At 69.8% G+C, this 26,570-nt stretch carries 30 protein-coding genes; 16 read left to right on the top strand and 14 right to left on the bottom strand.

The window, feature by feature from the left end:
• Window positions 1–67: 67 nt before the first annotated feature.
• Genes pqqB through pqqE form a run of 4 tightly spaced genes read left to right on the top strand, consistent with a single transcriptional unit; the run spans window position 68 to window position 3,110 of the window.
• The gene (pqqB, locus tag ABD224_RS19180; RefSeq protein WP_344051467.1) at window positions 68–955 is read left to right on the top strand and encodes a pyrroloquinoline quinone biosynthesis protein PqqB; all 888 of its coding nucleotides are present in this window, start codon (window positions 68–70) and stop codon (window positions 953–955) included.
• Window positions 956–959: 4 nt separating this feature from the next.
• Window positions 960–1,661 carry a pyrroloquinoline-quinone synthase PqqC gene (gene pqqC / locus ABD224_RS19175; protein ID WP_344051465.1) on the top strand — a complete coding sequence of 234 codons (702 nt, stop codon included), beginning with the start codon at window positions 960–962 and terminating at the stop codon, window positions 1,659–1,661.
• Between the two features lie 5 nt (window positions 1,662–1,666).
• Window positions 1,667–1,996 carry a pyrroloquinoline quinone biosynthesis peptide chaperone PqqD gene (gene pqqD / locus ABD224_RS19170; protein ID WP_344051463.1) on the top strand — a complete coding sequence of 110 codons (330 nt, stop codon included), beginning with the start codon at window positions 1,667–1,669 and terminating at the stop codon, window positions 1,994–1,996.
• Window positions 1,989–3,110 carry a pyrroloquinoline quinone biosynthesis protein PqqE gene (gene pqqE, locus ABD224_RS19165; RefSeq protein WP_344051461.1) on the top strand — a complete coding sequence of 374 codons (1,122 nt, stop codon included), beginning with the start codon at window positions 1,989–1,991 and terminating at the stop codon, window positions 3,108–3,110. The genes pqqD and pqqE overlap by 8 nt, the downstream gene beginning before the upstream one ends.
• Window positions 3,111–3,195: 85 nt before the next feature.
• On the opposite strand, the gene ABD224_RS19160 is transcribed toward pqqE, so the two are convergent.
• The 4 genes from ABD224_RS19160 to ABD224_RS19145 all read right to left on the bottom strand — a co-directional run bounded on the left by ABD224_RS19160 (window position 3,196) and on the right by ABD224_RS19145 (window position 6,983).
• Window positions 3,196–4,116, bottom strand: a complete 921-nt coding sequence (locus tag ABD224_RS19160; RefSeq protein WP_344051459.1) for an NADP-dependent oxidoreductase — start codon at window positions 4,114–4,116, stop codon at window positions 3,196–3,198.
• A gap of 240 nt (window positions 4,117–4,356) precedes the next feature.
• Window positions 4,357–4,896: a manganese efflux pump MntP gene (locus tag ABD224_RS19155; protein ID WP_344051456.1), complete on the bottom strand. Its 540-nt coding sequence runs from the start codon at window positions 4,894–4,896 to the stop codon at window positions 4,357–4,359.
• Window positions 4,897–5,307: 411 nt separating this feature from the next.
• Window positions 5,308–6,594, bottom strand: coding sequence for a caspase family protein (locus ABD224_RS19150; RefSeq protein WP_344051454.1), 1,287 nt, complete (start codon window positions 6,592–6,594; stop codon window positions 5,308–5,310).
• Between the two features lie 8 nt (window positions 6,595–6,602).
• A complete protein-coding gene (locus ABD224_RS19145; protein WP_344051452.1) occupies window positions 6,603–6,983 on the bottom strand; it encodes an effector-associated constant component EACC1 in 381 nt (126 codons plus the stop codon).
• A gap of 671 nt (window positions 6,984–7,654) precedes the next feature.
• On the opposite strand from ABD224_RS19145, the gene ABD224_RS19140 reads away from it, so the two are divergent.
• Window positions 7,655–8,092: an MmpS family transport accessory protein gene (locus tag ABD224_RS19140; protein WP_344051450.1), complete on the top strand. Its 438-nt coding sequence runs from the start codon at window positions 7,655–7,657 to the stop codon at window positions 8,090–8,092.
• Between the two features lie 50 nt (window positions 8,093–8,142).
• Here the strand turns inward: ABD224_RS19140 and ABD224_RS19135 are convergent, their stop codons facing one another.
• The 4 genes from ABD224_RS19135 to ABD224_RS19120 form a co-directional block, all read right to left on the bottom strand.
• Window positions 8,143–8,715 carry a transcriptional regulator gene (locus ABD224_RS19135; RefSeq protein WP_344051448.1) on the bottom strand — a complete coding sequence of 191 codons (573 nt, stop codon included), beginning with the start codon at window positions 8,713–8,715 and terminating at the stop codon, window positions 8,143–8,145.
• A gap of 118 nt (window positions 8,716–8,833) precedes the next feature.
• The gene (locus tag ABD224_RS19130) at window positions 8,834–9,310 is read right to left on the bottom strand and encodes a YflT domain-containing protein (RefSeq protein WP_344051446.1); all 477 of its coding nucleotides are present in this window, start codon (window positions 9,308–9,310) and stop codon (window positions 8,834–8,836) included.
• A 115-nt stretch (window positions 9,311–9,425) separates the two neighbouring features.
• The gene (locus ABD224_RS19125; protein ID WP_344051444.1) at window positions 9,426–9,869 is read right to left on the bottom strand and encodes an Hsp20/alpha crystallin family protein; all 444 of its coding nucleotides are present in this window, start codon (window positions 9,867–9,869) and stop codon (window positions 9,426–9,428) included.
• A 156-nt stretch (window positions 9,870–10,025) separates the two neighbouring features.
• A complete protein-coding gene (locus ABD224_RS19120) occupies window positions 10,026–10,715 on the bottom strand; it encodes a lysophospholipid acyltransferase family protein (protein ID WP_344051442.1) in 690 nt (229 codons plus the stop codon).
• A 640-nt stretch (window positions 10,716–11,355) separates the two neighbouring features.
• Here ABD224_RS19120 and ABD224_RS19115 point away from each other — a divergent pair.
• Together ABD224_RS19115 and ABD224_RS19110 are read left to right on the top strand one after the other, a co-directional pair.
• Entirely contained in the window at window positions 11,356–11,493 is a 138-nt protein-coding gene (locus ABD224_RS19115) for a hypothetical protein (RefSeq protein WP_344051440.1), read from the top strand.
• 249 nt (window positions 11,494–11,742) lie between these two features.
• On the top strand, window positions 11,743–12,222 hold the full coding sequence (locus ABD224_RS19110) for an Hsp20/alpha crystallin family protein (protein WP_344051438.1): 480 nt from the start codon (window positions 11,743–11,745) through the stop codon (window positions 12,220–12,222).
• A 384-nt stretch (window positions 12,223–12,606) separates the two neighbouring features.
• Here the strand turns inward: ABD224_RS19110 and ABD224_RS19105 are convergent, their stop codons facing one another.
• Window positions 12,607–13,032, bottom strand: coding sequence for an Hsp20/alpha crystallin family protein (locus ABD224_RS19105; RefSeq protein ID WP_344051436.1), 426 nt, complete (start codon window positions 13,030–13,032; stop codon window positions 12,607–12,609).
• Between the two features lie 359 nt (window positions 13,033–13,391).
• On the opposite strand from ABD224_RS19105, the gene ABD224_RS19100 reads away from it, so the two are divergent.
• Window positions 13,392–13,814: an Hsp20/alpha crystallin family protein gene (locus ABD224_RS19100; RefSeq protein ID WP_344051434.1), complete on the top strand. Its 423-nt coding sequence runs from the start codon at window positions 13,392–13,394 to the stop codon at window positions 13,812–13,814.
• Between the two features lie 138 nt (window positions 13,815–13,952).
• Here the strand turns inward: ABD224_RS19100 and grpE are convergent, their stop codons facing one another.
• Together grpE and dnaK are read right to left on the bottom strand one after the other, a co-directional pair.
• Window positions 13,953–14,582, bottom strand: a complete 630-nt coding sequence (gene grpE, locus ABD224_RS19095) for a nucleotide exchange factor GrpE (RefSeq protein WP_344051432.1) — start codon at window positions 14,580–14,582, stop codon at window positions 13,953–13,955.
• Window positions 14,582–16,450: a molecular chaperone DnaK gene (gene dnaK, locus ABD224_RS19090; protein WP_344051430.1), complete on the bottom strand. Its 1,869-nt coding sequence runs from the start codon at window positions 16,448–16,450 to the stop codon at window positions 14,582–14,584. Before dnaK ends, grpE begins: the two co-directional genes overlap by 1 nt.
• Before the next feature lie 748 nt (window positions 16,451–17,198).
• Between dnaK and ABD224_RS19085 the strand changes: the two genes are divergently transcribed.
• The 4 genes from ABD224_RS19085 (at window position 17,199) to ABD224_RS19070 (ending at window position 21,058) form a co-directional block, all read left to right on the top strand.
• Window positions 17,199–17,807, top strand: coding sequence for a hypothetical protein (locus ABD224_RS19085; RefSeq protein ID WP_344051428.1), 609 nt, complete (start codon window positions 17,199–17,201; stop codon window positions 17,805–17,807).
• Between the two features lie 292 nt (window positions 17,808–18,099).
• A complete protein-coding gene (nhaA, locus tag ABD224_RS19080; protein ID WP_344051426.1) occupies window positions 18,100–19,977 on the top strand; it encodes a Na+/H+ antiporter NhaA in 1,878 nt (625 codons plus the stop codon).
• 424 nt (window positions 19,978–20,401) lie between these two features.
• Window positions 20,402–20,635 (top strand): hypothetical protein, encoded by a 234-nt coding sequence (locus ABD224_RS19075; RefSeq protein ID WP_067400606.1) that lies wholly within the window; start codon window positions 20,402–20,404, stop codon window positions 20,633–20,635.
• A 126-nt stretch (window positions 20,636–20,761) separates the two neighbouring features.
• On the top strand, window positions 20,762–21,058 hold the full coding sequence (locus ABD224_RS19070) for an antibiotic biosynthesis monooxygenase (RefSeq protein WP_344051422.1): 297 nt from the start codon (window positions 20,762–20,764) through the stop codon (window positions 21,056–21,058).
• Between the two features lie 33 nt (window positions 21,059–21,091).
• On the opposite strand, the gene ABD224_RS29480 is transcribed toward ABD224_RS19070, so the two are convergent.
• The 3 genes from ABD224_RS29480 to ABD224_RS19060 all read right to left on the bottom strand — a co-directional run bounded on the left by ABD224_RS29480 (window position 21,092) and on the right by ABD224_RS19060 (window position 22,750).
• Window positions 21,092–21,337, bottom strand: coding sequence for a snapalysin family zinc-dependent metalloprotease (locus ABD224_RS29480; protein ID WP_425581010.1), 246 nt, complete (start codon window positions 21,335–21,337; stop codon window positions 21,092–21,094).
• Complete coding sequence (locus ABD224_RS19065) at window positions 21,334–21,831, bottom strand: hypothetical protein (RefSeq protein WP_344051420.1); 498 nt, start codon at window positions 21,829–21,831, stop codon at window positions 21,334–21,336. Before ABD224_RS19065 ends, ABD224_RS29480 begins: the two co-directional genes overlap by 4 nt.
• A 229-nt stretch (window positions 21,832–22,060) precedes the next feature.
• Entirely contained in the window at window positions 22,061–22,750 is a 690-nt protein-coding gene (locus tag ABD224_RS19060; protein WP_344051418.1) for a TetR/AcrR family transcriptional regulator, read from the bottom strand.
• A gap of 100 nt (window positions 22,751–22,850) precedes the next feature.
• Here ABD224_RS19060 and ABD224_RS19055 point away from each other — a divergent pair, with 100 nt between their 5' ends.
• The 4 genes from ABD224_RS19055 to ABD224_RS19040 all read left to right on the top strand — a co-directional run bounded on the left by ABD224_RS19055 (window position 22,851) and on the right by ABD224_RS19040 (window position 26,570).
• On the top strand, window positions 22,851–24,437 hold the full coding sequence (locus ABD224_RS19055; protein WP_344051416.1) for an acyl-CoA mutase large subunit family protein: 1,587 nt from the start codon (window positions 22,851–22,853) through the stop codon (window positions 24,435–24,437).
• A gap of 128 nt (window positions 24,438–24,565) precedes the next feature.
• Window positions 24,566–24,730, top strand: coding sequence for a hypothetical protein (locus tag ABD224_RS19050; protein ID WP_344051414.1), 165 nt, complete (start codon window positions 24,566–24,568; stop codon window positions 24,728–24,730).
• Window positions 24,727–26,322, top strand: a complete 1,596-nt coding sequence (locus ABD224_RS19045) for an acyl-CoA carboxylase subunit beta (RefSeq protein ID WP_344051412.1) — start codon at window positions 24,727–24,729, stop codon at window positions 26,320–26,322. The genes ABD224_RS19050 and ABD224_RS19045 overlap by 4 nt, the downstream gene beginning before the upstream one ends.
• Window positions 26,319–26,570, top strand: coding sequence for an acyl-CoA carboxylase epsilon subunit (locus tag ABD224_RS19040; RefSeq protein ID WP_344051410.1), 252 nt, complete (start codon window positions 26,319–26,321; stop codon window positions 26,568–26,570). The genes ABD224_RS19045 and ABD224_RS19040 overlap by 4 nt, the downstream gene beginning before the upstream one ends.

Here is a 26,570-nt window from a genome sequence, read left to right as displayed (position 1 = left end):
CCGGTGACGAGCCCGGTTCCCCGGTGAGTTCCCCGGTGGTGAGTTCCTCGGTGAACGGAGTGCCGGCATGTGGCTGCGAGTGCTGGGTTCGGCGGCGGGGGGCGGCTCTCCGCAGTGGAACTGCGGCTGCCCGGTGTGCGCCGCGGTCCGCTCCGGGGCCGGCCCCGCGCGCACCCAGTCGTCGGTCGCGGTCGGCGTCGACCGCCGCCGGTGGTTCCTCGTCAACGCCTCGCCCGACCTCCGCACCCAGTTCGAGGCCTTCCCGGATCTGCATCCGCGCGGCGACCGGACGACTCCGCTGGAGGCGGTGCTGCTCACCGATGCCGAACTGGACCACTCACTGGGCCTGCTTCTGCTGCGCGAGGCACGCGCCCTGCGGCTGTACACCACGGCGGCGGTGCGCAAGACCCTGTGTGCCGGTTCGGGGATTCTGCGCACGCTCGAGCACTACTGCCCGGTCCAGTGGCGGGCCGTGGTCCCCGGCACCGGCCTCGCCCTGGCGGACGGGCTGTCCTGCCGGGCGTTCGATGTGCCCACCGTCAAGCGCGCCCGGTTCAGAGCCGGGCTGGGCCTCGGCCGCGTCGTGGGCTACCGGCTGACCGACGAGCACAGCGGGGGAACGCTGGTGTATCTGCCGGGAGTGCAGTCGCTGACGCCGGCGCTGCGCGAGGAGATCAGGGGCTGTGCATGCCTGCTGATCGACGGGACCTGCTGGCGCGACGACGAGCTGATACGGCTCGGCCTGGCCGGCAGAACGTCCCGGGAGATGGGCCATCTGCCCGTCGGCGGCCCGGACGGCAGCCTGGCGCAGCTCCCGTCGCTGGGCGTGGGGCGGGTGGTCTTCGTGCACATGAACAACACCAACCCGATTCTTCTGGAGGACACGCCCGAGCGGCGTATCGTGGAGGAGAACGGCATGGAGGTGGCCATGGACGGCCTCGAGGTCCAGGTGTAGTGCCGTGACGACGTCAACGGCCACGAGGGCCGGCGCCGACGGCTTCGTCGAGGCGCTGCGGGCCCACTCGCGGCGGTATCACGACCAGCATCCGTTCCACGTCCGGATGAACGCCGGCCGGCTGAGCCGCCGGCAGATCCAGGGCTGGGTGGCCAACCGCTTCTACTACCAGGAGAACATCCCCCTCAAGGACGCCGCGATCCTTTCCCACTGCCCCGACCTGGAGGTCCGCCGCCGCTGGATCCGGCGGATCGTCGACCATGACGGCACCGCCGCCGGCGAGGGCGGCATCGAGGCGTGGCTGCGCCTCGGCGAGGCCGTCGGGCTGACCCGCGAGGAGGTCCGGGACCACCGGCACCTGGTGCCCGGGGTGCGGTTCGCCGTCGACGCCTATGTGAACTTCGCCCGGACCCGCCCATGGGTGGAGGCGGTGGCGTCCTCGCTCACCGAACTGTTCGCGCCCGATCTGATGGCGGCGCGGCTGGCCGCGTTCGAGCGGTGGTACCCGTGGATCGATCCCGAGGGTCTCGCCTACTTCCGCACCCGTCTGGAGCAGGCTCCCCGTGACTGCGGGCATGCTCTCGAGGTGGTCACCACGCACTGCCTCTCCGCCGAGTCCCAGGCGCGTGCCCTCGACGCGCTGTCGTTCAAGTGCGACGTCCTGTGGAGTCTGCTGGACGCCGTCGACCAGGCCTATCCGGAGTGACCGTCATGGACCCGACCCGCACCGGAGCGCCCCGGACCGGGAGCGGGACCCGGCCCGGCATCGGGGTGTCCGGCTCGGACCGGCCCCGGCTGGCGCGCCATGTCCGGCTGTCCTTCTGCCGGACCAGGCGGTGTCAGGTCCTGCTGCATCCGGAGACGGTGGTGGTGCTGAACGGCAGCGGCGCGGACATCCTCGGACTGTGCGACGGGCGGCACACCGTGGCCGAGATCGTGGCCGAGCTGGGCGCGCGCTACCGGGCCGTCCCCGACGACGAGGTGCGGCAGTTCCTGGCGCGGCTCGTCGCCCGGCGCTGGGTGGAGCTCACCGATGGATAGCCCGTTCGGACTGCTCGCCGAGCTCACCTACCGCTGCCCGCTGGCCTGCGCGTACTGCTCCAACCCGCTGAACATGGCCGGTTACGGGGACGAGCTGAGCACCGACGAGTGGCGGCGGGTGCTGGCCGAGGCCGGCGACCTGGGGGTTCTGCAGTGTCATCTGTCCGGCGGGGAGCCGCTGCTGCGGCGCGACCTGGTGGAGATCGTGGCGGACGCCCACGGCCTGGGTCTCTACACCAATCTGGTGACCAGCGCTCTCGGGCTCTCACGTCCGAGGGCCGAGCAGCTGCGGGCCGCCGGCCTGGACCATGTGCAGATCAGCATCCAGGCCGACGAGCCGTCCGTGTCCGACCGGATCGCCGGGACTCCGTCCTTCCGGCGCAAGACCGAGGCGATGGGCGTGGTCAAGGAGCTGGGCTGGCCGCTCACCATGAACGTGGTGCTGCACCGGTACAACATCGACCGCGTCGCCGAGGTGCTCGGGCTGGCCGAGGAGGTGGGTGCCGACCGGGTGGAGCTGGCCAACACCCAGTACTACGGCTGGGCCTGGCGCAACCGTGACGCGCTGCTGCCGAGCCGGGCCCAGCTCGAGGCGGCCGAGACCGTCGTGCGGGCCGCCCGCGAGCGGCTGCGGGACCGCATGGACATCATCTACGTCCTCCCCGACTACTACAGCCGCTACCCGAAGCCCTGCATGGGCGGCTGGGCCTCCCGGCAGCTGACCGTGACGCCGAACGGCGACGTCCTGCCCTGCCCTGCCGCCCACTCCCTGCCGTTGCCGCGGGCCAGTGTGCGGGAGCACTCGCTGGAGTGGATCTGGGCCGAGTCCCCGGTGATGACCGCGTTCCGGGGGACCGACTGGATGCCGGAGCCCTGCCGGAGCTGCAGCCGGCGGGAGCTGGACTTCGGCGGGTGCCGCTGCCAGGCGTTCCTGCTCACCGGTGACGCCGCCCGCACCGACCCGGTCTGTCATCTGTCGCCCGACCACGACCTGGTGGTCCGGGCGGTCGAGGCCGCCAACGCCGACCCGCGGACCGATGCTTCCGCGCTGGTCCCCCGCTCGCACCGGGCCCGCCGGCCGGGAGCGGGCCGGGGCGGGCGCCAGGGGCATTGACCACGAGCGTTGCCGACAGCCACGGGTCTTGATCGTGGCGTTCCGGGTCCACCGGCGAAATTCCCCTCACGCGAGGGGTCTCTGTTCAGTCTTCCGTGACACGGATGATCGTCTTGCCCGGGGTGTGCTTGCCGGGGGCGAAGGCGGAGGGTGCCTCGGCGAGTGGCCGCACAGCGCCGATGACCGGCTTGAGCCGGCCGTCCCTCAGCCGCGCGGCGAGATCGGTGAGCCGGACACGGTCGGGTTCGACGACGAAGAAGATCGCTCGCCCGTCCTTGGGCCGGACCTTGGGCGGCATGACGATGGTGACCAGCGTGCCGCCGGGGCGGACCAGGGCGGCCGAGCGGTCGAGGATGTCGCCGCCGATCACGTCGAACACGACGTCGGCCTCGCCGGCGTTCTCCAGCTTCTCGGTCTGCAGGTCGATGAAGGTGTCGACGCCGAGTGCGAGTGCCCTGTCCCGCCCAAAGGCCCGGCCGGTGCCGATGACGTGGGCGCCTGCCTCGCGGGCGAGCTGTACCGCGATCGAGCCGACGCCGCCCGCGGCGCCATGGACCAGGACGGTCTGGCCGGTGGTGAGGCGGCCGTGATCGAACAGCCCCTGCCAGGCGGTCAGTCCGGAGATCGGCAGCGCGGCGGCCACGGTGTGGTCGATGTCCGTCGGCAGCGGGGCGAGGTTGCGGGCCTCCACCGCGGTGTACTCGGCGAGTGTGCCGTCACGGGTCCAGTCGGCCAGGCCGAACACCCGCTGTCCGACGCTCAGGCCGGTGGTGCCGTATCCCAGTTCTGCGACGACACCGGACAGCTCGTGCCCGGGTACGCTCGGCGTCCGGTCGCGGCCGGCGCGATCGGTCCATGTCGCGGGCCAGTCCAGCTCGCCGGGGGTGAAGCCGGCGGCGTGCACCCGCACGATGACGTCGTTCTCGGCCGCATGGGGGTAGGGCATGTCCGTCAGGGACATCCCGGCGAGGCCGGCGTTGCGGTCTCGTACAGTGATGGCTTGCATACGGGTCCTTGACTGGGAGGGGCGGCACGAGCGCACAGCGCGCGCTCGTGCGCGGGGCTCATGGCGGCCGCGGGTGGGTGCGTGCTATTCCGCGTGGCCGGTCTCACCTGCTTCGGCGTCTGTCCTTCGCCGCCCGTTGCGCGTTCTCGGTCGTGCGTGCCGCCCGGACCTCGCCGCCGCCGTCGTCGGTGACGTGGACGGTGTCCGGATGGAGGAGCCGGCCCGATGCGAACACCCCCTTCAGTCACCGAACACCAGCGGCAGTGTCACAGCGGCGACGATCAAGGCGACCCCGCTGAGCAGGTCCGAGCGGATGCGGATGAGACGCGCCGCGGCCCGCCCGAGCCGCAGTCCGATCAGCGACATCACCGCTGTCATGGCGCCGAAGACGGCGGCTGAGAACCACGGCGAGAGTCCGAGAAGCCCCAGGCTCGCCCCGGCGAACAGATTGTCCAGGCTCAGTGTCAACGGAATGCCGAACAGCGCCCATGGCTGGTCCAGTTCCTCCGGCTCGGGACGACGGAGGGAGGAGACGACGAGGTAGAGACCGTATCCGCCGAGTGCGGCCGCGCCCACCAGCTCGGCGATGTCTCCGACGGACTCCCCGATCCGGTGACCGATCAACAGCCCGATCAGGGGCATGACCGCGTCCCACAATCCGAAGGTCAGAGCGACCTGCACCGCGCGTTTCAGGCCGAACGGGACGGTGCCGAGCACGATCGCGACCCGGAAATTGTCCAGGCTGAGCACGAATCCGAGGAGCAGCACTTCCCAGATCATGGCGACGTCGTTGCCCGATGACGACCGACTTCGGCGGGAACGACTCCGTCTCGGCTGGCATCCGCCATGTCATCCGCCATGTCAAGAATTTTATCTCGGCCTCGGACATCTCGCAGAATAAACGTGACAAGCCGACTTCTGGAATTTCCTCGACACCGCTCACCCGGTTGCGGCCTGTGAGCAGCCGGGCCTGTGTCTTCGGTGCGCCCTTCGTCCCATGCCGCTCCCCACCAGGCGACGTGCCGGTCCGGAGCACCTGGCGCTTGCCCACACTCCTGTGTCCGGCTCGCTTCCCGGGCGTCCTGCGGGGTTCATTTTTGCCTGCCGGGCAGCTTCAGGCAGAGGAAAGACCCTGCTCCCAGCAGTGAGCCCGGCTTCCCACGGCGCCACGGAGAACCTGTTTCCGCGCGTTCATTCCGGGAGATCGAGCTGGTATTTCCGAGTCAAGTCCCGCACTTTTTCCATCAGGCGCTGGAATCGTTCGTCCCCCATTTTTCCGTGGGACACACAGAACGTGGTGGTGTCACAGGTCAACAGGACATCGCACTTCGCCCTGGGCCGATATCTCTCCGAAATGTTGCACCACTCCGCATACGCTTCCTTGAACCATTCCCAGGCCGGCCGGGCAACAGTGCTCCTGACGGACCACCGGTGCATTTCCGCGTATCCCACCTGTGCGAGGAGCGTGCCGTTCTTCTCATGGCGGAACTTCACAGCCTGCGTCGTGAAGGCCGTGAACCGGCTCCCGAACGTCGTGCGCTGCTCGATGAACGCGAGCAGGCACTCGCCTTCCCTCCGCGGACCGAGCCGGGCATCCCAGGGGAGCGAGGATCCCACTCGCACGGTCGAGTGGCTGGTGTCGAGTTCGGCCTTGAGCGTGCTGAACAGTTCGTTCTGGAAGTCCTGCCACTGCTCCTCCGGGAAGGGGCCGCTCCCGCCCCCGGGGTCCGTGGAACCGTCGTAGGCCCTGTTGCGGGCAATACGCACCAGGGCGGTGTCGTCGACGCTGAGAATCCTCGGGGTCGAGATGTTCGCCGAGCGGAGCCGCTCGCTGACACGCTGGTGGATGGCCTGGAGGGTCAGAGTCTCCTCCTCTCCCTCGATGCCGTGCCGCAGGGTGGAGATCAGGCGGGCGGTGTACGACGTGTACTCGGTTCCCCTGGGAGCCCTGGAAGTCTCCGTGACGTCCGAGGACACCAGCGTGCACGCTCCACGTGTCTTCAGGGTGTTCGCCCCCACGGAGTCTTCGAACGCCGTGGCGCCGAAGCAGGTGTCGAGGATGATCACCTTGTGCCGGGCCCTGATGCGCGGCTCCCCCAGCAGGTCCTGCAGATCCCCGTACCGGACCGCCCTGGTGCCGTACTCGCCGCCGCTCCGGAAGTCCGGCAGTGCGAGGTACAACCGGTCCGTGGCGGGGTGGATGACACCATGCCCGGCGAAGTAGACGAGCAGTGTGTCCGTCGCCGTGGTGCCGGCTGACCCCACTGCCGACAGGAAGGCATCCCTGGTGGGCTGGGGCAGCTCAACACACCGCTCCGGAGGCAGGCCCCAGACCTTGGGGTCGCGGAGAACTCCTGCCAGTGCGCGGATGTTGTTCTCGACTGCCGGAAGGTTCGGCAGGTCGCTTCCCGACGTCTGCTTGAACACTCCGGCGATCACCGCGGCCGATTGCAGCGGGTCGCTCAGGCGGCTGCTCATCCCTGGAGCTACTCTTCCGGTGCTCCGTCGCCGAGAACCTCGGCAGCGCGCTCGTCGGCACGGTCCGGCGCGGCCTCGGCCTCGGACACGACCACGGAGGATCCCCGGTCACTGGACACCCGGACCTGCTGCCCGGAGGCCCTCGTCGAGCACCAGGTCGCGATGCTGACGATCAGGCTGCTCAGACCGATCGCGGAGGACACGGCGAAGTCCAACCAGTCGAGTGCGCTGCTCATCGCCTCGGGGTCCGGCTGCGGGGTACTCGGAGTGATGTCGGGGGACTTGGCCACCTTGTTGTCGCGCTGCAGCCAGCGCCGCAGGGACCTGGTCTGCTCGCCGTCCGGGTCAGCGAGGACCGACACCGAGATCAAGTGCTGCTCGTCACTCAAAGCGGTTTCCGTTTCTGAATGCCCGGTCTCAACCAAGGCCCACCAAGGGACGGCCGTCACCGGCAGGACAAAGGCCCCCCAGCGTAGCGATTTATCCCAGAACATCAGCGAGAAAGCAGAAAATCAGTGGAATCACCGCTGGTTCGGGGAGCACGTCGTCCACTGCGCTCCGGGGCACGACGCGATGCCTGTTCGACGTTGTGCTCCTGTCGGGCCGGCCTCCCGCTCGTACGGGCCGTCGAAGACAGTTGTTCGGGCCTGCCGCTGTTCGCCTCCCTCGGGGCCGGCGTGGTGTGCGGTGCGTCCGTCAGGAACACGCGGTGACGACCGCCGTGGTGGACGACGGTGGCCCGCGATGCGTGCTTCCTGTCCTGAACCGCTTGGTCGCCGCTCTTCGCTGACGGCCGCGATGAGTACGGCCACCCCGTCGCGCACTACGTACCCGTCGCTTCCCGCGGCTGCCGGCTGCGGTCGAGCTGCCGATCAGCAAGGTACTCCCTGCCAACTACGGCTCAGAAGCGGCGAGATGAGTGCTTCACCGGGGTTCAGTGAAAGCAGAGCGGTTGGAACTTATCAGTGGGATCGCACAGTTGATAACAAGTTGACTCTTCTTGTCCTTCAACTGTTTTCTTCCCCTTGTACAGTTCGCGTGATCGGGGGGAGCATTCCATATGAATCGCATGCGCCGCTGCATCGTGTCCGCGTTCGTCGCGGGCGGCCTCGCCCTCGGCCTCGGTGCCTGCTCCGAGGAAACCGCCCGGCAGGTCGAGGACGAGGTGGTCGAGGAAGTCGACAAGCAGGTCGACAAAGAGTACGAGGTCACCTACGAGGTGACCGGTGAGGGAGTCGACTCCATCACCTTCAACGCGGGTGGTGGGGACGCGGCCAACCCGAAGCTCGAGACGGTGAACAACCCCACGCTGCCCTGGAGGAAGACGGTGAAGCTGCGGGGCATCGAGGCGCCCACCGTCGTACCGATGGCCGTGGACGTCGACGCCGGCAACATCTCCTGCAAGATCGTGTACAAGGGCAGGACCCTGGTCGAGAAGTCCGGTGAGGGCGTGGTGTCCGCAGCCGGTTGCGTGGCCGTCTCACCGATCGTCGGCTGAGCCGCCTCCGGTTCCGGGGAGCCGGGGCGCGGGCGGTGGGGCGGCCACCGTCATGCCGCAAAGCCGATGTTGGTGACGTACTCGTACTGGCCCCACTGGGATCCGAGGTCGACGATCTGGTCGACCCATGCCTCGTCCAGTTCCCGGTCGTCACCGGCCGCCCAGGCCCGCACGATGCGGTCCCAGTTCCGTACGTTCAGCGTGCGGTACTCGATGACACGCTGGTGGGGCCGGTCGACCTGAGACTGGTCCAGGGGGTGGATCTCGACGCGGGTGCCGCGGCCCTCACGGTTGAGACGGGCGAGCAGGTAACGGGCGACGTTCTCCCGCCGCACCGTCCGGTAGGCCTGTTCGATGCGTTCCAGGTTCGCCTTCGACGGTGAGCGTTTGCCGTCCAGCCAGGCCTTCAGGGTGCGGTTGGTGACGGTCAGGCCGGCCTTGCGCGCCCTGCGGCGGGCGTGGTCGGTGCGCGTGAGGTAGTGCAGGCGGGCGAGCAGGCCGCGCCGGACGGTGATGGGAGTGGCGATGTAGCCGGCCAGGGCGTCCAGCTGACGGGCGACGGCTTCATGGCCCTTGATGCCGCGGGCGCCGTACAGGCCGAACTGTCTGTTCCGCTCGGGCATGGTCTCCGGATCTCCCTCGGGGTCGTCCGGATTACTGTACGGGCTCGCGCGGGCCGAGTACCGGCTCCGGCCGGCGCAGCCTGAACCGGCGTCTTGCCGCCTGCCGTGCACGGGTTCGTCAGGACTCCCGCCACCCCAGCTTGATCAGCATGTTCTTCGCCTCCTCGGCCACCTGTGCCTCGGCGACGACGTCGTAGCGGGCGGCGACGATCTGGCTGCGGGAGGCGAAGTCGCGGCGGCCCCCGGTGAGGGAGTGACCGATGAAACCGAAGACGGCACCGAAGACGGCACCGAGGACGATGCCGCCGAGCAGGAGGACGAGGGCGCTGTGGGGACTGGTGGCGAAGAGGGACAGCAGCAGCCCGATCAGCAGGCCGAACCACGCTCCGGAGCCCGCGCCGGCCAGGGCGGCCCGGCCGCGGGTCAGGCGGCCGAGCACGGTTTCCACCATGCGCAGGTCGGAGCCGATGATCGCGGTGCGCTCCACGGGGAATCCGCTGTCGGACAGGAAGTCGACGGCCCGTTGGGCCTCCTCGTACGTCGGGTAGGAGCCCACGACGGGACGGTCGACCTTCGGGGATGGTTGGACGGTCATCGGTACTCTCCTTGCCGGGACTCTCCTTGCCGGACCGGCCATCTCCGGAAGCGGCGCAGGTGTGCTCCTCCCCGGCCGCCGGTGCCTTCTCCGGCTGCCGGGGAGGCGGTTGTGGTCAGCCGGAGATCTCGATCCTGCGCGGCTTGGCCTCCTCGGCCTTCGGGAGCTTCAGGGTGAGAACGCCGTTGCTGAGGTCGGCCTGGACGCGGTCGGCGTCGACGCCCCGCGGAAGGGTGGTGCGGTAGTCGAACCGGCCGGTGCGGCGCATGCGGCTGCGCACCACGCCCTCCCGTTCCTTTTCCTTGACCTCACCGTGGACCGCGAGCTCTCCGCCTTCGATCTCCACGGAGATGTCGTCCTTCTTCACGCCGGGAAGTTCGATCTCGACCAGATAGGCGTCGTCGGTCTCCTCCAGGTCGACCAGCGGCGACCAGATGCCTTCCATGCCGCCGGCGAAGCCGTGGGTCCAGAAGGTGTTCATGCGTTCGCGCAGTTCCTCCAGCTCGCGGAAGGGGCTCCACAGCGCGCTGCCGATGTCACGGCGGGCGGGAAGCGTCATCCGTTCTCACTCCTTTCCCTGCTCGAATCCCTGCTCGAACGGGCCACTGTCCAGGGCTCCGTCCCCGGCTGAGTACCCGGTGTCGTCAGGGGCAAGCGGAAGCCCGCGCCGCTCGTTCGGTGTCGCCGGGCGCAGGGGCTCAGCCCTGTCGCCGTCTCAGCCCCGTCGCCTCTTCGCCTGTTCGGCCTTGACCTCGGCCGCGTACCGATCCACGTACTCCTGGCCCGACAGCCGCAGGATCGCGGCCATGATCTCGTCGGTGGCGGCCCGCAGCACCGCCTTCTGCTGCTCCTGCCCCGCCCGGTGCGAGAAGTGCAGCGGTTCCCCGAAACGGATCGTGACCGGCGAAGGTCTCGGCAGGACACGTCGAGGGCGGATCCCGAACGTTCCCACCATCGCGCACGGAATCACCGGCACCCGCGCGGCCAGCGCCATCACCGCCACCCCGACCTTGCCCCTGTACAGCCGGCCGTCGGGGGACCGCGTGCCCTCCGGATAGATCGCGAGCAGTTCTCCTTTCGCCAGTGTTCCCAGCCCCGCCTGGAGCGCCGCCTGTCCTGCGGCCCCGCCCGACCTGTCCACCGGGATCTGCCCGGCGCCGCGGAGGACGAGCGCGGTCAGCCGGCCCTTGAGCCCCGGCGCCGTGAAGTACTCCGCCTTGGCCAGGAACGTGATGCGCCGTTTCAGGACCGCGGGCATGAGGAGGGGGTCCACGAAGGACAGGTGATTCCCGGCGACGATCGCCGCACCCTCCGCCGGAACATGCTCGAGCCCCTCGACCCGCGGCCGGAACAGCAGCCGCAGCAACGGTCCCAGGAGGACGTACTTGAGCAGGTCGTAGAACATGGGCGGCTTCCCGCTGCCGCGTCATTTCCCCGGTGTGTCCGTGTCCGGCTCGCCGGGCCGGATCCGTCCCGGAGCCGGGTGCCCGGTCGGCGTTGCCCTCGAACGTCGCCCTCGGACACTGTCCCCGGCTCTGTTCTCCGGGCAAGAGGCCGGGGGCCGGGCCTTTCGTCCGTCTGCCGTTCGCCACCGGCTCAGGGTCGCTCGAGCGGTTGCGGACAGCCGAGGAGCAAGGTCGTGCCCCGAGGGGAGGTCGTGATTCCCGGCACATGTCCGGCATGAGGCCGGTCGAGCCGTGCGGTTCATCACCCCGGCCGCATGGACCCCGCCGCGGCGGTCCCGGACCTGTCCCGGCAGTCCGTCCGGCGTGCTGCCCGGAGCCGACGGCCCGGCCCGGCTGCCAGCCTCATTACCCGGCAGCGAGCGGCCATGTGCGTGGCGGGTCGTCAGCCGCCTGAGCGGTCCCGGCATCGGTGACGGCCGCCGGCGTTCCGCGGCATCCGAAGCGATACGACGCCCGAACACGCACCCCCTGCACCGTCTGCCGGTGTGACGTGGCTCCTATACGGCTTTTGCCCTGCCTCGGAGGATGTAGGGCTCGGTCCGCTCTCCAGGCGGTGGGCCGACGAGACGGAGGTTTGTCATGTCCGATCACGTGCACGTTCGCATCAACCAGGGGCTGGGAGTCACCGAGGACGGTGAGCTCGTGGAGCACTCCTACTGCCGCTGCGGAACCACCTGGACCAAGGTCTACCAGGTGGAGGACGACGCTTCCGAGTGAGAAGGGGGGCGCTCCGCCGCCGTTGCGCCCCCTGTGGCACGCATGCCGCGCACACGCTGCCATACGAGCCCGGGTCCGGAGCACGCTTCGCGCCCCCGCTCGTCCCGGACCACGCATGTGCCGGCCGTGACGGCACCGACGTGCGCCCGCAGCTCTCCCGGCCGGTCCTCCGCCTGCCGTGTGAGGGGCACCGTCAGGGGTACTGAGGCCAGTCGACACCCGAGCGAAACGCGCACGGAGGTGACTGCGATGGCCCTGCCCGTACGACGCGGTGCCCCCGGTGGGCTCACCGGGCGGCTCATTCCCGGCTGGAAGGACCCGCTGGCCGAGTTCGACGAGCTGTTCAACCGGATGGGAAACCTGCTGGAATCCGCCATGGGCGGAGCCCTGACCGAGGGCACCGCCTGGACACCGCTGGCCGACTTCACCGAGACCGATGACGCCTACCGGATCGAGGTCGAGGTCCCCGGCCTCAAGCGCGACGACATCACCATCGAGGTGATGGACCGGGAGCTGGTCATCAGCGGGGAGTACACGGAACGCGAGCGCACCGGGCTGCTGCGCCACAGCACCCGCAGGGTCGGCCGTTTCGAGCACCGCACGCTGCTTCCCGGCGACTTCGACGCCGACGGCATCAGCGCGACGCTGAGCGACGGCGTACTGACGGTGACCGTTCCCAAGGCGGAGGCCTCCAAGCCACGCCGTATCGAGATCACGACCGGGGACTGACGAGTACCCCGGCATCGGCTGGGCCGGTTCCACAGGAGTCTGCCGGACATCACGGAACCCGGCGGAGCTCCGGGGACCAGGCCCAGCTGCTTGCGCCGCCCGCCCCGTCCGGGCCTTGTCCGGTTCGCCCAGGCGGACCGCGACGGGTCCGGAGCAGTCGTCGGTGCCGGGCGGAGCGCGGAGACAAAACGGCCCGGCACCCGCGCACCCACCGGCCGGGACATTCCCGGCGCCCGGGACGCAACCGGGCCCGTGACGGCCGGCCCGGGCCCAGAAGAGCGCGTGGGCCGGACCGCCGGTGCCTGTACTGCCGGCCTGCTTCCCGCCACCAGAGCCTGCGTTCCGCGGAAGGGCGCCGAGGGACCCGCGTCGCCGCAGAGGGAATCAGGTGGTCAGCTGCTTGCGTGTGCCGTTGGTGATGGCGATCTTGCGCGGCTTGGCGTGGGCGGCCAGCGGGATGCGCAAGGTGAGCACACCGTGGTCGTATCGCGCTTCGAGGGCGTCGGTGTCCAGGGCGTCCGAGAGGTCCAGGCGGCGGGTGAAACGGCCGGTGAGACGTTCGGTCAGTATCGGCTGCGCGCCCTCGGGGAAGGGCGAGGGGCGTTCGGCGACCAGGGTCAGCGTGTTGCGTTCGACGGTCAGATCGATACCGGCCGGGTCCATGCCGGGCAGGTCGAACTGCAGGTAGAGCGCCTCGTCGTCGCGCCAGGCATCCACCGGAATGGTGGCACCGGACGGGGAAGCGGCCGTGTGCGCGAGCTGATGCAGGAGACGGTCGAGATCGCCAAGGGCACCGGCGCGCACGAGCATGTCCCACTTCTCCTTTCCTGTGCGGTGGAGTCGAGCCCGCGTTCCCGTGGACTCGACGGCGATGACACTTTCTTCATATAGCCAATCGCACAATGATTGACAAGGAAGCGATGGAAGAAACTGACACTAGCAGACTCAACTTTCTTCCTCGAAGCCGCAAAGCAGCACAGATCGACATACAGTTCCCGCCTCCTGCACAGTCGACCAGGGCACCCGGAGGTCACCGCTACTCGGCTGCGCGACCCCGCCATTGGGATCTCACGAAAAAAGTTGAGTCCACTCTTGTTAACTTTCCAGCGGCGTGGTACATAAGAGGTAGAAGGTAGGGACACGGAGTACGACGCGAAGGAGGGGTGCTGATGCTGATGCGGACGGATCCCTTCCGGGAGCTTGACCGGCTCGTCGAACGGATGTGGGGCACGGCCGCCCACCCTGCCGGCATGCCGATGGACGCCTGGCGCGACGGTGACACGTTCTTCGTCGAACTCGACCTGCCGGGCGTGGACCCGGAGTCCATCGACCTCGGTGTCGAGCGCAACGTCCTGACCGTGAAGGCCGAACGCAAGCCGGCGTACGGCGAGAACACCGACACAGTGATCACCGAGCGGCCCGCGGGGACGTTCAGCCGACAGCTGTTCCTCGGTGACACCCTGGACACCGAGCGGATCGACGCCTCCTACGAGGCCGGTGTGCTGAGGCTGAGGATTCCGGTCGCCGAGCAGGCCAAGCCCCGCAAGATCGCCATCAGCGGTGGAAGCGAACGCAAGGAACTCGACAACTGACCTCGGGGGTCTCCCCCTCGCAGGTCATGCTTCGGGGCCCGGGCAGACTGCCCGGGCCCCGAAGCATGCTCCCGGCGCCTCTCGCCGGTCCGCGCCGGGCGCACCGGCAAGGTCTCCGTGGAGCTCGTGAAGAGGGGGTCAGGCCGACGGAGCCGCCGGCCCGTCCAGGGCCTCCGGTTCGCCGTCTCCGGTACCGGCGGGGCCGCCGGCGAGGTGAAGACGGTTCTTGCCTCCCCCGGTGTCGCCGACGTCCTCTCTGGTGCCGTCGATGTCCTCTCTCCGGCTGTCCGCCGGCGCACTCCTCACCGGCGGAGGCGGCCCGGTGACCTCCACATGGGCCGGACGCAGCAGCTGGTCACCGAGCCGGTAACCGGGGCGCAGGATCTTTGTGCAGACCAGACGACCGGCATCCGGGGCGATGTGATGGGCCGCGGCGTCGTGGCAGGCGGGATCGAAGGGATCGCCCTCCTGCCCGAACGCCTCGAGTCCCAAGGACCCCAGCTGGGTTCGCAGGGTGTCGGCGATGTGCTGCAGTCCCGGCGTCATGGGCTCATGGGCGCATGCGAGATCCACGGCGTCCAGGGCGGGCAGCAGGGTGCGCAGGACGTTGGCCACCGCGATCTCACGCACGGCCATACGGTCCCGGCGCACCCGTTTGCGGTAGTTGTCGTACTCGGCCTTCACCCGCTGCAGGTCGTCCGTGCGCTCCTGGAGCAGACGCCGCAACTGCGCGGGGTCATCGCTCCGCAGATGGCCCTTGTCCATCATCAGCTCGCCTTCGGCTCGTCGTCGACGATCTCGGCGTCCACCACCTCGTCGTCCGAGCCGGACCCGCCGGACTCACCGGACGCGGAGCTCCCTGCCGCCGTCCGGTGCTGCGCGCCCGCCTGCTCGTACAGCGCTGCGCCCATCTTCTGGGCCGCCTGCGCCACTCGGTCCGTGGCCTGCCGGATCGCCGCGGTGTCCGCGTTCTCGTCCTTCAGCTTCTCCTTCAGCTCGGTCAGCGCCGTCTCGGTCTCGTTCCTCCCCTCGCCCGGGATCTTGTCCGCGTTGTCCTGGATGAGCTTCTCGGTCTGGTAGACGAGCTGCTCGGCCCGGTTGCGGGTCTCCGCGGCCTCGCGCCGCCTGCGGTCCTCCTCCGCGTGCTGCTCCGCCTCGCGGATCATCCGGTCGATGTCCTCCCTGGGCAGGGCCGAGCCGCCGGTCACCGTCATCTTCTGTTCCTTGCCGGTGCCCAGATCCTTGGCGGAGACGTGCATGATGCCGTTGGCGTCGATGTCGAAGGTGACCTCGATCTGCGGCACTCCACGCGGCGCGGGCGGGATGCCGGTCAGCTCGAACATGCCGAGCTTCTTGTTGTAGGCCGCGATCTCCCGCTCGCCCTGGTAGACCTGAACGGTCACCGACGGCTGGTTGTCCTCGGCCGTGGTGAAGATCTCCGAACGCCGGGTCGGGATCGTGGTGTTGCGCTCGATCAGCTTGGTCATGATGCCGCCCTTGGTCTCGATGCCCAGGGACAGCGGGGTGACGTCGAGCAGCAGGACGTCCTTGACTTCGCCCTTGAGCACACCGGCCTGCAGCGAGGCGCCCACGGCCACCACTTCGTCGGGGTTGACGCCCTTGTGCGGCTCCTTGCCGGTCAGCTCCCGCACCAGGCTGGTGACGGCGGGCATCCGTGTCGAACCGCCCACCAGCACCACGTGGTCGATGTCGGACACCTTGATCCCGGCGTCCTTGATCGCGTTGCGGAACGGCACCTTGCACCGCTCCAGCAGATCCGCCGTCATCTGCTCGAACTGCGCCCGGGTCAGCTTCTCGTCCAGGTGCAGCGGGCCCTCGGCGGACGCGGTGATGTAGGGCAGGTTGATGGTGGTCTCCGACGAGCTGGACAGCTCGACCTTCGCCTTCTCCGCCGCCTCCCTCAGCCGCTGCACGGCCATCTTGTCCTTGGACAGATCGACGCCGTAGTGGTTCTTGAACCGCGTGACCAGGTGGTCGACGATCCGCTGGTCCCAGTCGTCACCGCCCAGGTGCGTGTCGCCATTGGTGGCCTTCACCTCGATGACGCCCTCGCCCATCTCCAGCAACGACACGTCGAAGGTGCCGCCGCCCAGGTCGAAGACGAGGACCGTCTGGTCGTTCTCCTTGTCCAGTCCGTACGCCAGCGCGGCGGCCGTCGGCTCGTTGATGATCCGCAGGACGTTCAGGCCCGCGATCTCACCGGCCTCCTTGGTCGCCTGCCGCTGGGTGTCGTCGAAGTACGCCGGCACGGTGATCACCGCGTCGGTGACCTCCTCGCCCAGGTACTCCTCCGCGTCCCGCTTCAGCTTCTGCAGCACACGCGCGGAGATCTCCTGCGCGGTGTACCGCTTGCCGTCGATGTCGCCGTGCTCCGGGAACCGCCAGCCGTGATCGCCCATGTGCCGCTTGACGGAACGCGCGGTGCGCTCCACGTTCGTCACGGCCTGCCTCTTCGCGATCTCGCCGACCAGCACCTCGCCGTTCTTGGCGAACGCCACGACCGACGGGGTGGTCCGGGCACCCTCCGTGTTGGTGATGACGGTGGGCTCACCGCCCTCGAGGACCGAGACCACCGAGTTCGTCGTACCGAGGTCGATACCGACCGCACGCGCCATCTGTGTTCTCCCTCCTCGTCCGTGCCTCGTCCGTGCCTCGTTCGTGTCTCGTTCGTGTCTCCATGTCACGCCGGCCGGAACCCTGTTCCGCCGGCGGGGCTGCCGAGGGACCGGCCCCGTGCGCGGGGGCGGTTCACAGGTCGCGGTGCCGAGTGCGGCGATGCACCGGAGCGGCGCCGGAGCCTGCGCGCCCTGGTCTGTCGAGTGGTCCGCGGGCTCGTGGGGCCGGCCGTGACTCGTGAGCCCGGCCGTACACCTGATCGCGGGCCGCGCATCGCACAGGGCCCCGCAGCGCCGTCCTGTACGCCGACTGCACCCGTCTGAACCGTTCCGCCGCGACGACATCCACCCGGGTGCCGGGGCACGGTCCCCTCACCCGGCGGCGGAAGGCAGAGGTGATCGTCTCGCCCGTGGCCGAGGGCTCCGCCCAGCACCGTGCACAGGCCCGGTACCTCCCTTCAGGTCACCTTCCCGCCCGCTGCGAACTGCGGTTTCGGACCTGACTTGCCTATGTAGCCTGAATAAAACTTGAGTTCTCTCGTGTCAAGTATGTACCGGTGGGCACGGGGATCTCCCGGCAGACACATTCCACCGGGCATGCGAATCGATGCCGTACCAGTGGGTACGGGGGGTGGACGGGCAGGCGCCGGGGGACGAAGGCGCCGCCGGGGCGGGAGGACGGAACGGAGAGGATGCGATGTCGCCCGTGGCAAGGAGCCCTGCAGGGCCGCCCCTTCCCTTCTCTTCCGTGTTCTCTCTCACGCCCTCTCTCGCGGGCCGGCTGATCGAAACGGCTCCGCGGATCCCGGTCCGCGATCTGACCACATTGCGCCGGTACTTCCCCGGTCTCGGCCCGGAGGAGATCGCCGATCGCCTGGTCACCGGTGCCGTGCGGGGCGCCGGGGCCGTGGGAGCGGGCGTGGGGTCGGTCGCCGCGCTGCCCACACCTCTGGCCATGCCCGCGGAGCTGGCCGCGGGCGTCCTCGGGACGGCGGCCGTCGAATTCAAGCTCATCGCCGAACTGCACGAGGTCTACGGCCTGCGGGCTCCTGGCACCGCACGACAGCGTGCCGCGCTGTATCTCGCGGAATGGACCAAGGGACGCGGCCTGACCATCGCACAGCCGGTCCCCGCAGCCGGTCTTGTGCTCGGCATCCGGGTGAGAAGGGAAGTACGCCGGCGTCTGCTGCGTCTCTCCGTCCGCCGACTCCCCGTGCTGACGCCCTTCATGGTCGGTGCGGCCATCGGTGCCTCGCTGAACCGCCGTGACACCCGAAAGCTCGCCCAGCGCATCCGGGCCGACCTGCGCTCCCGACGGGTGCCCTGGGACGCCCTGCCCGGGCCGGTGACCGGTTGACCCGTCGGAGGACACCCGCACCGTGATCCGGCCATCCCGCCGTTGCGCCCATGAGGCCGCGCCCTTCCCGCCCTGGAGTCCGAGACGTACGCGGCTCCCGTACCCCGGGCGGAACGGCATCACTTCGGCTTCCCCGGGACGGTGATCACGTGACCACGACACGCCATCGGGACCACCGCGCTCCCCAGGGTCTCCTCGCAGTCCGGGATCCCCTCCCCGAAAGGCGGCCGACGCCCCGCCACCGGAACGGAGACATCCACGGGAGCAGCGGGACGGCACGGTGGGAGCGGTGATGCGGAAGAACAACGCCCGAACCTCTCGGACCTCGGCCTCGAAGCGCACATTGGTGGCGCAGCTCACCGGCCCGGCGCGGTCGTTTCTCAGTACCGAGGCGGGCAGTGTGGGCCTGCTCCTGGCTGCTGTGGTGGTGGCCCTGGGGTGGGCGAATTCGCCCTGGTCACAGGCGTATGCAGGGCTGTGGGCGACCGAGGCGTCGTTCCGGGTGGGCGGGGTGGGGCTGTCGATGGACCTGGCGCACTGGGTCAACGACGGGCTGATGGCCCTGTTCTTCTTCGTCATCGGCCTGGAGGTGCGCTACGAGCTCTCCATAGGGGTGCTGGCCGACTGGCGGCGGGTGGTGATCCCGGCCCTGGCCGGCCTGGGCGGCATGCTGGTGCCGGTGCTGCTGTACGCGGCCATCGCCCCCACCGGCCAGGCGTTGCAGGGGTGGGGGGTGGTCATCGGCACCGACACCGCCTTCCTGCTCGGCGCACTGGCCCTGGTCGGTCCCCGGTTCGTCACCCAGCTGCGGGTGTTTCTGCTGGCCATCACCGTCATCGACGACATCGTGGCGGTGGCCGTGATCGGTCTGGTCTTCTCCGACGCCCTCCACCCGCAACCACTGCTGGCGGCCGTGGTGTTGTGCGGGGTGCTGGCGGTGCTGGGCCGGCTGGGGGTGTGGCGGGCTGCCCCGTATGCGCTGGTGATGGTGGCGCTGTGGCTGGCGACGCTGCAGGCGGGGCTGCATGCCTCCATCGCCGGCATGATCGGCGGGCTGCTCATCCCCGCCCATGCCCCCACCCGGCAGGCGGTGGAGCGGGCCGCCCGGCTGTTCCGGGCCTTCCGTCAGTCTCCGCAGGCGCGGGTGGGTCTGAGTGCGCGGCGGGGGCTGAAGCGGGCGGTGTCGGTCAACGAGCGGCTGCAAACAGTGCTGCATCCGTGGGCGAGCTATGGGGTGGTGCCGCTCTTCGCCCTGGCCAACGCCGGGATCGACCTGCGCGGCGGGGTGCTGACGCAGGCCCTGTCCTCCCCGGTCACCTGGGCGGTGGTGGTCGGATTGGTGGCCGGCAAGTTCCTCGGCATCTCCGCCGGTGCGCTGCTGCCGGCCCGCCTGGGCCTGGGGGATCTGCCCCGCGGGGTCGGGGCCGGTCATGTGCTGGGCGGCGGGGCGCTCTCCGGCATCGGCTTCACCGTCTCGCTGTTGATCGCCTCCCTGGCCTTCGAGGGCACGCCGCTGCTGGCCCCGGCCACCGTCGGGGTGTTGCTGGCGGCGGTGCTGGCCACCGTCCTGGGCTGGGCGGTCTTCCGGCTGGCCGCACTCCTGGGCGGGCAGGCCGACGCCGACCTGCCCCGCCTCCTCGACCGCCCCGTCGACCCGGCCCGAGACCACATCCAGGGGCCGGTGGACGCGCCGCTGACGCTGGTGGAGTACGGCGACTACGAGTGCCCCTTCTGCGCGCATGCCACCGGGGTGGCCCAGGAGCTGCGCCGGCACTTCGGCGACCGGCTGCGCTATGTCTTCCGGCATCTGCCGCTGCCCGAGGTGCACCCGCACGCCGAACTCGCCGCCCGGGCCGCCGTCGCCGCCGACGCCCAGAAAGGCTTCTGGCGGATGCACAACCTGCTCTTCACCCACCAAGACCGCCTCGAGTTCGAGGACATCATCAGCTACGCCGTCCAGGCCGGGCTCGACATCGAGATCTTCCTGCGCGACCTGGACTCCGAGCAGACCGCCGCCCGCATCCGCGCCGACGTCGCCAGCGCCGAGGCCAGCGGCGCCGACGGCGCCCCGACCTTCTTCATCGGCACCCGCCGCCACACCGGACCCCACGACGCGGCCACCCTCACCCACGCACTCGAAGCGTCCGGCTCCCAAGGCCGTACGTCATAGGTTCCGGAAGGCCGACGGCGGGGAACTGCCGGCGAGCAGCCGCGGTGAGCGGCGGCGACGGCCGGTTCCCGTGCTCCGTCACCACGACGGGCTCCGCCTGCTTCCGGCAGGCGGAGCCCGTTCCGTGTTCCCGCACATCCGGGCTGTCGTCGTGTCACCCTCGTGTCACCCGATCGCCGTCGGACGGACGGCGTCCGGCGTGTCGCAGTCCGGCGTCCGGTCCCGGGGTGCGGTCGCCGAATCGACGTCATCCACGCCCGGTTCGTCCGCCGAGGCAGTCCCGGGGAGCCGGGGCCTGCGGGACGTTCCGCCGTTCGGGTCAGGGCATCACTCGTGGAGTTGCGCCGCCGAGGGGCTGGGCACAGGCTCGTGGATATGTCGGCGGGCTCGGTTCCGCCACGGAACGCAGGTGGAGGAATGGCCCATGGCAGTGTGCGAAGTCTGCGGCAACGACTACGAGATGGCCTTCGAGCTGCGGGCCGCCGGGCAGGTGCACATCTTCGACAGCCTGGAGTGCGCGGCCCAGCGCATGGCTCCGATCTGTGACAACTGCAACTGCCGGATTCTGGGGCACGGGATGCAGGCGAACGGGCAGTTCTTCTGCTGCGCCCACTGCGCACGGCAGAAGGGCCACGCCCAGCTGGTGGACCACGCCTGACACGACAGTACGGCAGCACTGACGGGCTCCGCGCGGCCCGGTCCCGATCCGCGGCACGCTTCGGGACCGAGGTGATCCCCGGGGGCCGGCCAGTACGGGCCGAACCGGCGTCGCGGAGGAGCTGCAATGGAGGAACACTTCGTCTGGGTGACGACACGCCGCCTTCGGCCGGGCACTTTGGAGGAGTTCGAGAGGGCGTGGCGTCCGGTCTCCCCTCCGCAGGGCCTGCACCGTTCGTACGCGTACTGGTCCGACGACGGGCAGGAGGTCACCGGGGTGTCGTTCTGGGACTCCCAGGAGGCGTGCGACGCCTGGCGGTCCTCCGAAGCGGAGGCGCAGCGACGAGCGGCCATGGCCCCGTACGTCGTCGAGGAGCGGGAGGGTTTCTACCGCGGCCGTGAACTCGCCCTCCCCCAGCGGTGACACCCCGGACAGGTCCGGCGGGCCGCTGGACCATCAGGCGGGTCGCGCCCTGTCAGCCGTGGGTCCCCTCAGGCTCGCCGGCGAACCGTGAGCGCCTCCTTGTCCTGTCGCTCTCGTCTGTCCTGCCGCTCTCGTCCGGGCCGGAGCCCCTTTCGGGTGCGGTCCCGTGCCCGAGAGCACATCCGTGATCGGGCCACCTCCGTGATCGGGCAGGCACAGGGAATGCCCGACAGTGTGTGCTGCCGGGCGCCGCTTCCCACTGGCTCTGCCGTGTTTCAGCGCTTCTCCTTCTGCTTGTCCTTCTGCCTGCTGCGCACCAGCCAGGTGGCTCCCCCGACGGCCAGAGCGACCGGCCAGTCAAGAGCCCCCACCACGGCGAGCGCTCCCAGGCCTCCGTAGAAGACCAGGTCCCGGGTGGGCACCTGCTCCAGACGGGCGGGTACCTGCTCCAGACGCGCGGGCAGGTCCTCCAGACGGGCGGGGAGGTCCTCCAGACGGGCGGGCATCTTCTTCAGGCTGATGTACGGGATCGGAACCGGAAGGTGGAACGTGTGGGTGCGCAGGTGGATGCCCCCGCCGTCAGGGTGCGCCTCTCCGGTCCCCCCTCCCCCGCTCTTGGTGCTCACGTGCCCGCTCCGGGTTGTCGTGTACCGCCCCTTCTGGGCTCGCACGCGTTCCGTGGGCTCGAGCGTGGTCAGAGCGGCGTCCGAAAGCTTCTTCCGGGCCCGCACCCGCTCGGTGGGCTCGAGCACGGTCTCGGCTGCCGTAGTCATCCCCTCTCCTCCTCTTTTCGAGTCGGTTGGGTGTGTGTCTCCCATTCTCTCGCGCCGTCGGCCAAGGGGCTTCACGGCAACGGATCCGCACGTCAGCCGGGTTCTGCGGCGGGACAAAGGCAATGGCTGGGGGACCTGTGGGTGCCGCGCCGGGCGACCGGTGGACGGGCGAGGAGCCGGCGGCCATGCCAGGACAGCGGTCTCGTGGACTCCAAGGTCCCCGAGACGGTCACTTGTTGCCCGGTTCGCCCTCGACGAGGCGCCGCAGCGCGGGGAGCAGGGTGTCGATGTCCTGTCCGGTCCGGAAGGCGACGACCATGGTGCCGCCGTCGCCGGTCTCCGGACGGGACTGGGGACCGCGGAACAGGGCGAGCACCTCGCGCATCGCCTCGTCGACCTCCGCGACCGGGTCGGGGGACTCGCCCCGGAGCCATCGGCGCAGCACATGGTTGTGGGCCGCGACCACGGACGCGGCCATGAGCTCGGCCCTGAGCGAGGCCGACTCGGTGGAGTCCCCCATCCAGTTCGCGATGAACTCGCGGAACAGGCGCTGGTAGCGGGCCACACTGGCGATCTCGCGGTCGCGGAGCGCGGCGACCTTGCTGGTGAGCCGGTACCGCCGGCGGGCGAGGTCGCCTTCCTCGAGGTAGTGCAGCAGCACCAGGCGGACCGCGTCGGAGACGGCGGCCAGGGCGGTCTCATGGCTGGAGGTGGCCAGCCGGTCCTTGATCTGTTCGAGCATCCGGTCGTGGTCGGGGAAGATGACGTCTTCCTTGGACCGGTAGTGCCGGAAGAAGGTGGTGCGGCCCACCCCGGCCCGTTCGGCGATGTCGTCGACGGTGGTCTGCTCGTATCCGCGCTCGTCGAACAGGGCGAAGGCGGCGTCCGCGAGCCGGGTTCGCGCGGCTGGCTTACTCATGATCGCCCATCCTCCCCCGCTCTGGCCCCCGGTGACCACTTGCCCACCGGAATGGTACTGAGTACCGTCGACAAGAGATTGAGTACCAGAGGAGAGCGACGTGGGTTCCTTCGCACGCAGCGAGTCCGGTCTGCCGATCCAACCGGTCTACGACGCCGGGACACTGACGGACTTCGACGCGGACGCCAAGCTGGGCGCCCCGGGGCAGTTCCCGTTCACCCGCGGCGTGTACCCGTCGATGTACACCGGCCGGCCGTGGACGATGCGGCAGTACGCCGGGTTCGGCACCGCGAAGGAGTCCAACGAGCGCTATCACGAGCTGGTCCGCGCCGGCACGGGCGGCCTGAGTGTGGCCTTCGACCTGCCGACCCAGATGGGCTACGACTCCGACGAGCCCATGGCCCGGGGCGAGGTCGGCAAGGTCGGGGTGGCGATCGACTCGATCGAGGACATGCGCATCCTGTTCCAGGGCCTGCCGCTCGACAAGGTGTCGACGTCGATGACGATCAACGCGCCGGCCTCGACCCTGCTCCTGCTCTACCAGCTGGTCGCGGCCGAGCAGGGTGTCCCGGGCAGCCGGCTGGCCGGAACGATCCAGAACGACGTGCTCAAGGAGTACATCGCCCGCGGCACCTACATCTTCCCGCCCAAGCAGTCCCTGCGGCTGATCAGCGACATCTTCGCCTACTGCCGCGAGGAGCTGCCGCGCTGGAACACGATCTCCATCTCCGGCTACCACATGGCCGAGGCCGGGGCCACACCCGCGCAGGAGATCGGGTTCACCCTCGCCAACGCCAAGGAGTATGTGCGCACCGCGATCGCCGCCGGCCTGGACGTCGACGACTTCGCTCCGCGTCTGTCGTTCTTCTTCGTCGCCCGCACCACGCTGCTGGAGGAGATCGCGAAGTTCCGTGCCGCCCGCCGTATCTGGGCGCGCATCATGCGCGAGGAGTTCGGCGCCCGGAATCCGAAGTCGCAGATGCTGCGCTTCCACACCCAGACCGCCGGTGTGCAGCTGACGGCCCAGCAGCCGGAGGTCAATCTCGTCCGGGTCGCCCTGCAGGGCCTGGGCGCGGTCCTGGGCGGAACGCAGTCCCTGCACACCAACTCCTACGACGAGGCCATCGCCCTGCCCACCCAGAAGGCGGCGCGGCTGGCCCTGCGCACCCAGCAGGTCATCGCCCACGAGACCGATGTGACCAAGACCGTCGACCCCTTCGCCGGCTCCTACTTCATGGAGGCGATGACCGACGAGCTCGAGACGGCGGCCCTGGAGCTGATCCAGGCCGTCGAGGACCGCGGCGGCGCTGTCGCGGCGATCGAGCAGGGCTTCCAGAAGTCCGAGATCGAACGCTCCGCCTACCGGATCGCACAGGAGATCGACAACAAGGAACGCACCGTGGTCGGCGTCAACGCGTTCGTCCTCGACGAGGAGGAGCCGTACGAGCCGCTGCGCGTCGACCCGCAGATCGAGATCGACCAGTGCGAACGCCTCGTCGCGCTGCGCAAGGAACGCGACAACGACGCCGTCCGACGTGCCCTCGACGCCCTGCGCACCGCTGCCAAGGGCACCGACAACGTCCTTCCCCCGATGCGCGAGGCCCTGCGGCTGCGCGCCACGGTCGGCGAGGTCTGCCATGCCCTGCGCGACGTCTGGGGGGTGTACGTCCCGCAGGACACCTTCTGACCAGGCCCCCCTCCTTCCGACCAGGACACCCCGCCTTGGGACCCACGCCCTGTGCCCCTCGGCTCTCTCGCCCTCGACCTCGGAGGCATCCCATGGCCCTTGCCCATGAAGTGCCCTCTGGTTCTCCGGTGCCCGTGACCGGGCAGCCCTTCGCCGCCCTGCTCACCGGTGCCGCGCCCGGCCCGGTCCACGGGCCGGCCCGCCGGTTCCCCCGTCCTCCGCTGGGCGCGGCGCTGCCGCCCCTCGCGGGGACGGGCGTCGGCCGTATCGACAACGACGGGAGCAAGCAGTGACTGCGCAACCAACGCCGGTGGACGACATCGACATTCATACGACTGCGGGCAAGCTGGCGGATCTGCGGCGCCGTATCCGGCAGGCCACGCACGCCGGCTCGCAGCGCGCGGTGGAAAAACAGCACGCCAAGGGCAAACTCACCGCGCGGGAACGCATCGAGCTGCTGCTGGATGCGGACTCCTTCGTGGAGCTGGACGAGTTCGCCCGGCACCGCTCGACCAACTTCAACCTGGACCGCACCCGCCCCTACGGCGACGGCGTGGTCACCGGCTACGGCACCGTCGACGGCCGCCCGGTGGCGGTGTTCTCCCAGGACTTCACCGTCTTCGGCGGCGCCCTGGGCGAGGTGTACGGGCAGAAAATCATCAAGGTGATGGACTTCGCCCTGAAAACCGGCTGCCCCGTCATCGGCATCAACGACTCCGGCGGCGCCCGCATCCAAGAAGGCGTCGCCTCCCTGGGCGCCTACGGCGAGATCTTCCGCCGCAACACCCACGCCTCCGGCGTCATCCCCCAGATCAGCCTGATCATGGGCCCGTGCGCCGGCGGCGCGGTGTACTCCCCGGCCATCACCGACTTCACCATCATGGTCGACCAGACCTCGCACATGTTCATCACCGGCCCCGACGTGATCAAAACCGTCACCGGCGAGGACGTCGGCTTCGAGGAACTGGGCGGGGCCCGCACCCACAACACCGCCTCCGGCGTCGCCCACCACCTGGCCGCCGACGAAAAGGACGCCATCGACTACGTCCAGCAGCTGCTGAGCTTCCTGCCGTCCAACAACCTCTCCGACCCCCCCGCCTACCCCCAGCAGGCCGACCTGAGCCTCACCGCGCAGGATGCGGAGCTGGACGCGCTCATCCCCGACAGCGCCCACCAGCCCTACGACATGCACACCGTCATCGAGCACGTCCTGGACGACGGCGACTTTCTGGAGACCCAGCCGCTGTTCGCCCCCAACATCCTCACCGGCTTCGGCCGCGTGGAGGGCCATCCGGTGGGGGTGGTGGCCAACCAGCCGCTGCAGCTGGCCGGCTGCCTGGACATCGACGCCTCCGAAAAGGCCGCCCGCTTCGTGCGCACCTGCGACGCCTTCAACCTGCCGGTGCTCACCTTCGTGGACGTGCCCGGCTTCCTGCCCGGGGTGGGCCAGGAGCACACCGGCATCATCCGCCGCGGCGCCAAACTGATCTTCGCCTACGCCGAGGCGACCGTGCCGCTGGTCACCGTCATCACCCGCAAGGCCTTCGGCGGCGCCTACGACGTGATGGGCTCCAAACACCTGGGCGCCGACGTCAACCTGGCCTGGCCCACGGCGCAGATCGCGGTCATGGGCGCCCAGGGCGCGGTCAACATCCTGCACCGGCGCACCATCGCCGCCGCCGACGACCCCGACGCCACCCGCGCCCGCCTGGTCCGCGAGTACGAAGACACCCTGCTCAACCCCTACATCGCCGCCGAACGCGGCTACATCGACGCCGTCATCGCCCCCTCCCACACCCGCGCCCACATCACCCGCGCCCTGCGCCACCTGCGCACCAAACGCGCCACCCTGCCGCCCAAGAAACACGGCAACATCCCCCTGTGACCTTCTGCACCAACACCCGCGAGGACGGACCGCAAGGAGCCGCTGTGATCAAGGTCGTCCACGGCAACCCCACCCCGGAGGAGCTCGCCGCCGCCCTGGCGGTGGTCCACGCCCGCGCCGCGGCGGCCACCACCCCGCCCGGCGCACCCCACCCCACCACCTCCTGGGCCGACCCCGCCCACCGCACCCCCCACCCCCTGCCCCCACCCGGCCCCACCACCTGGACCCGCACCTACTGGCCCCACTGA

Source organism: Streptomyces thermoalcalitolerans (assembly GCF_039525155.1).
Classification (GTDB): domain Bacteria; phylum Actinomycetota; class Actinomycetes; order Streptomycetales; family Streptomycetaceae; genus Streptomyces; species Streptomyces thermovulgaris.
Note: the sequence above shows the minus strand (reverse complement) of the source record. Positions and strands in the feature narration are given on the sequence as shown.

Coding starts and splice junctions, on each gene's coding strand:
- pqqB (WP_344051467.1), top strand. CDS start 68: ATGTGGCTGCGAGTGCTGGGTTCGGCGGCGGGGGGCGGCTCTCCGCAG.
- pqqD (WP_344051463.1), top strand. CDS start 1,667: ATGGACCCGACCCGCACCGGAGCGCCCCGGACCGGGAGCGGGACCCGG.
- pqqE (WP_344051461.1), top strand. CDS start 1,989: ATGGATAGCCCGTTCGGACTGCTCGCCGAGCTCACCTACCGCTGCCCG.
- ABD224_RS19160 (WP_344051459.1), bottom strand. CDS start 4,116: ATGCAAGCCATCACTGTACGAGACCGCAACGCCGGCCTCGCCGGGATG.
- ABD224_RS19155 (WP_344051456.1), bottom strand. CDS start 4,896: ATGATCTGGGAAGTGCTGCTCCTCGGATTCGTGCTCAGCCTGGACAAT.
- ABD224_RS19150 (WP_344051454.1), bottom strand. CDS start 6,594: ATGAGCAGCCGCCTGAGCGACCCGCTGCAATCGGCCGCGGTGATCGCC.
- ABD224_RS19140 (WP_344051450.1), top strand. CDS start 7,655: ATGAATCGCATGCGCCGCTGCATCGTGTCCGCGTTCGTCGCGGGCGGC.
- ABD224_RS19135 (WP_344051448.1), bottom strand. CDS start 8,715: ATGCCCGAGCGGAACAGACAGTTCGGCCTGTACGGCGCCCGCGGCATC.
- ABD224_RS19130 (WP_344051446.1), bottom strand. CDS start 9,310: ATGACCGTCCAACCATCCCCGAAGGTCGACCGTCCCGTCGTGGGCTCC.
- ABD224_RS19125 (WP_344051444.1), bottom strand. CDS start 9,869: ATGACGCTTCCCGCCCGCCGTGACATCGGCAGCGCGCTGTGGAGCCCC.
- ABD224_RS19120 (WP_344051442.1), bottom strand. CDS start 10,715: ATGTTCTACGACCTGCTCAAGTACGTCCTCCTGGGACCGTTGCTGCGG.
- ABD224_RS19115 (WP_344051440.1), top strand. CDS start 11,356: ATGTCCGATCACGTGCACGTTCGCATCAACCAGGGGCTGGGAGTCACC.
- ABD224_RS19110 (WP_344051438.1), top strand. CDS start 11,743: ATGGCCCTGCCCGTACGACGCGGTGCCCCCGGTGGGCTCACCGGGCGG.
- ABD224_RS19105 (WP_344051436.1), bottom strand. CDS start 13,032: ATGCTCGTGCGCGCCGGTGCCCTTGGCGATCTCGACCGTCTCCTGCAT.
- ABD224_RS19100 (WP_344051434.1), top strand. CDS start 13,392: ATGCTGATGCGGACGGATCCCTTCCGGGAGCTTGACCGGCTCGTCGAA.
- grpE (WP_344051432.1), bottom strand. CDS start 14,582: ATGATGGACAAGGGCCATCTGCGGAGCGATGACCCCGCGCAGTTGCGG.
- dnaK (WP_344051430.1), bottom strand. CDS start 16,450: ATGGCGCGTGCGGTCGGTATCGACCTCGGTACGACGAACTCGGTGGTC.
- nhaA (WP_344051426.1), top strand. CDS start 18,100: ATGCGGAAGAACAACGCCCGAACCTCTCGGACCTCGGCCTCGAAGCGC.
- ABD224_RS19075 (WP_067400606.1), top strand. CDS start 20,402: ATGGCAGTGTGCGAAGTCTGCGGCAACGACTACGAGATGGCCTTCGAG.
- ABD224_RS19070 (WP_344051422.1), top strand. CDS start 20,762: ATGGAGGAACACTTCGTCTGGGTGACGACACGCCGCCTTCGGCCGGGC.
- ABD224_RS19065 (WP_344051420.1), bottom strand. CDS start 21,831: ATGACTACGGCAGCCGAGACCGTGCTCGAGCCCACCGAGCGGGTGCGG.
- ABD224_RS19060 (WP_344051418.1), bottom strand. CDS start 22,750: ATGAGTAAGCCAGCCGCGCGAACCCGGCTCGCGGACGCCGCCTTCGCC.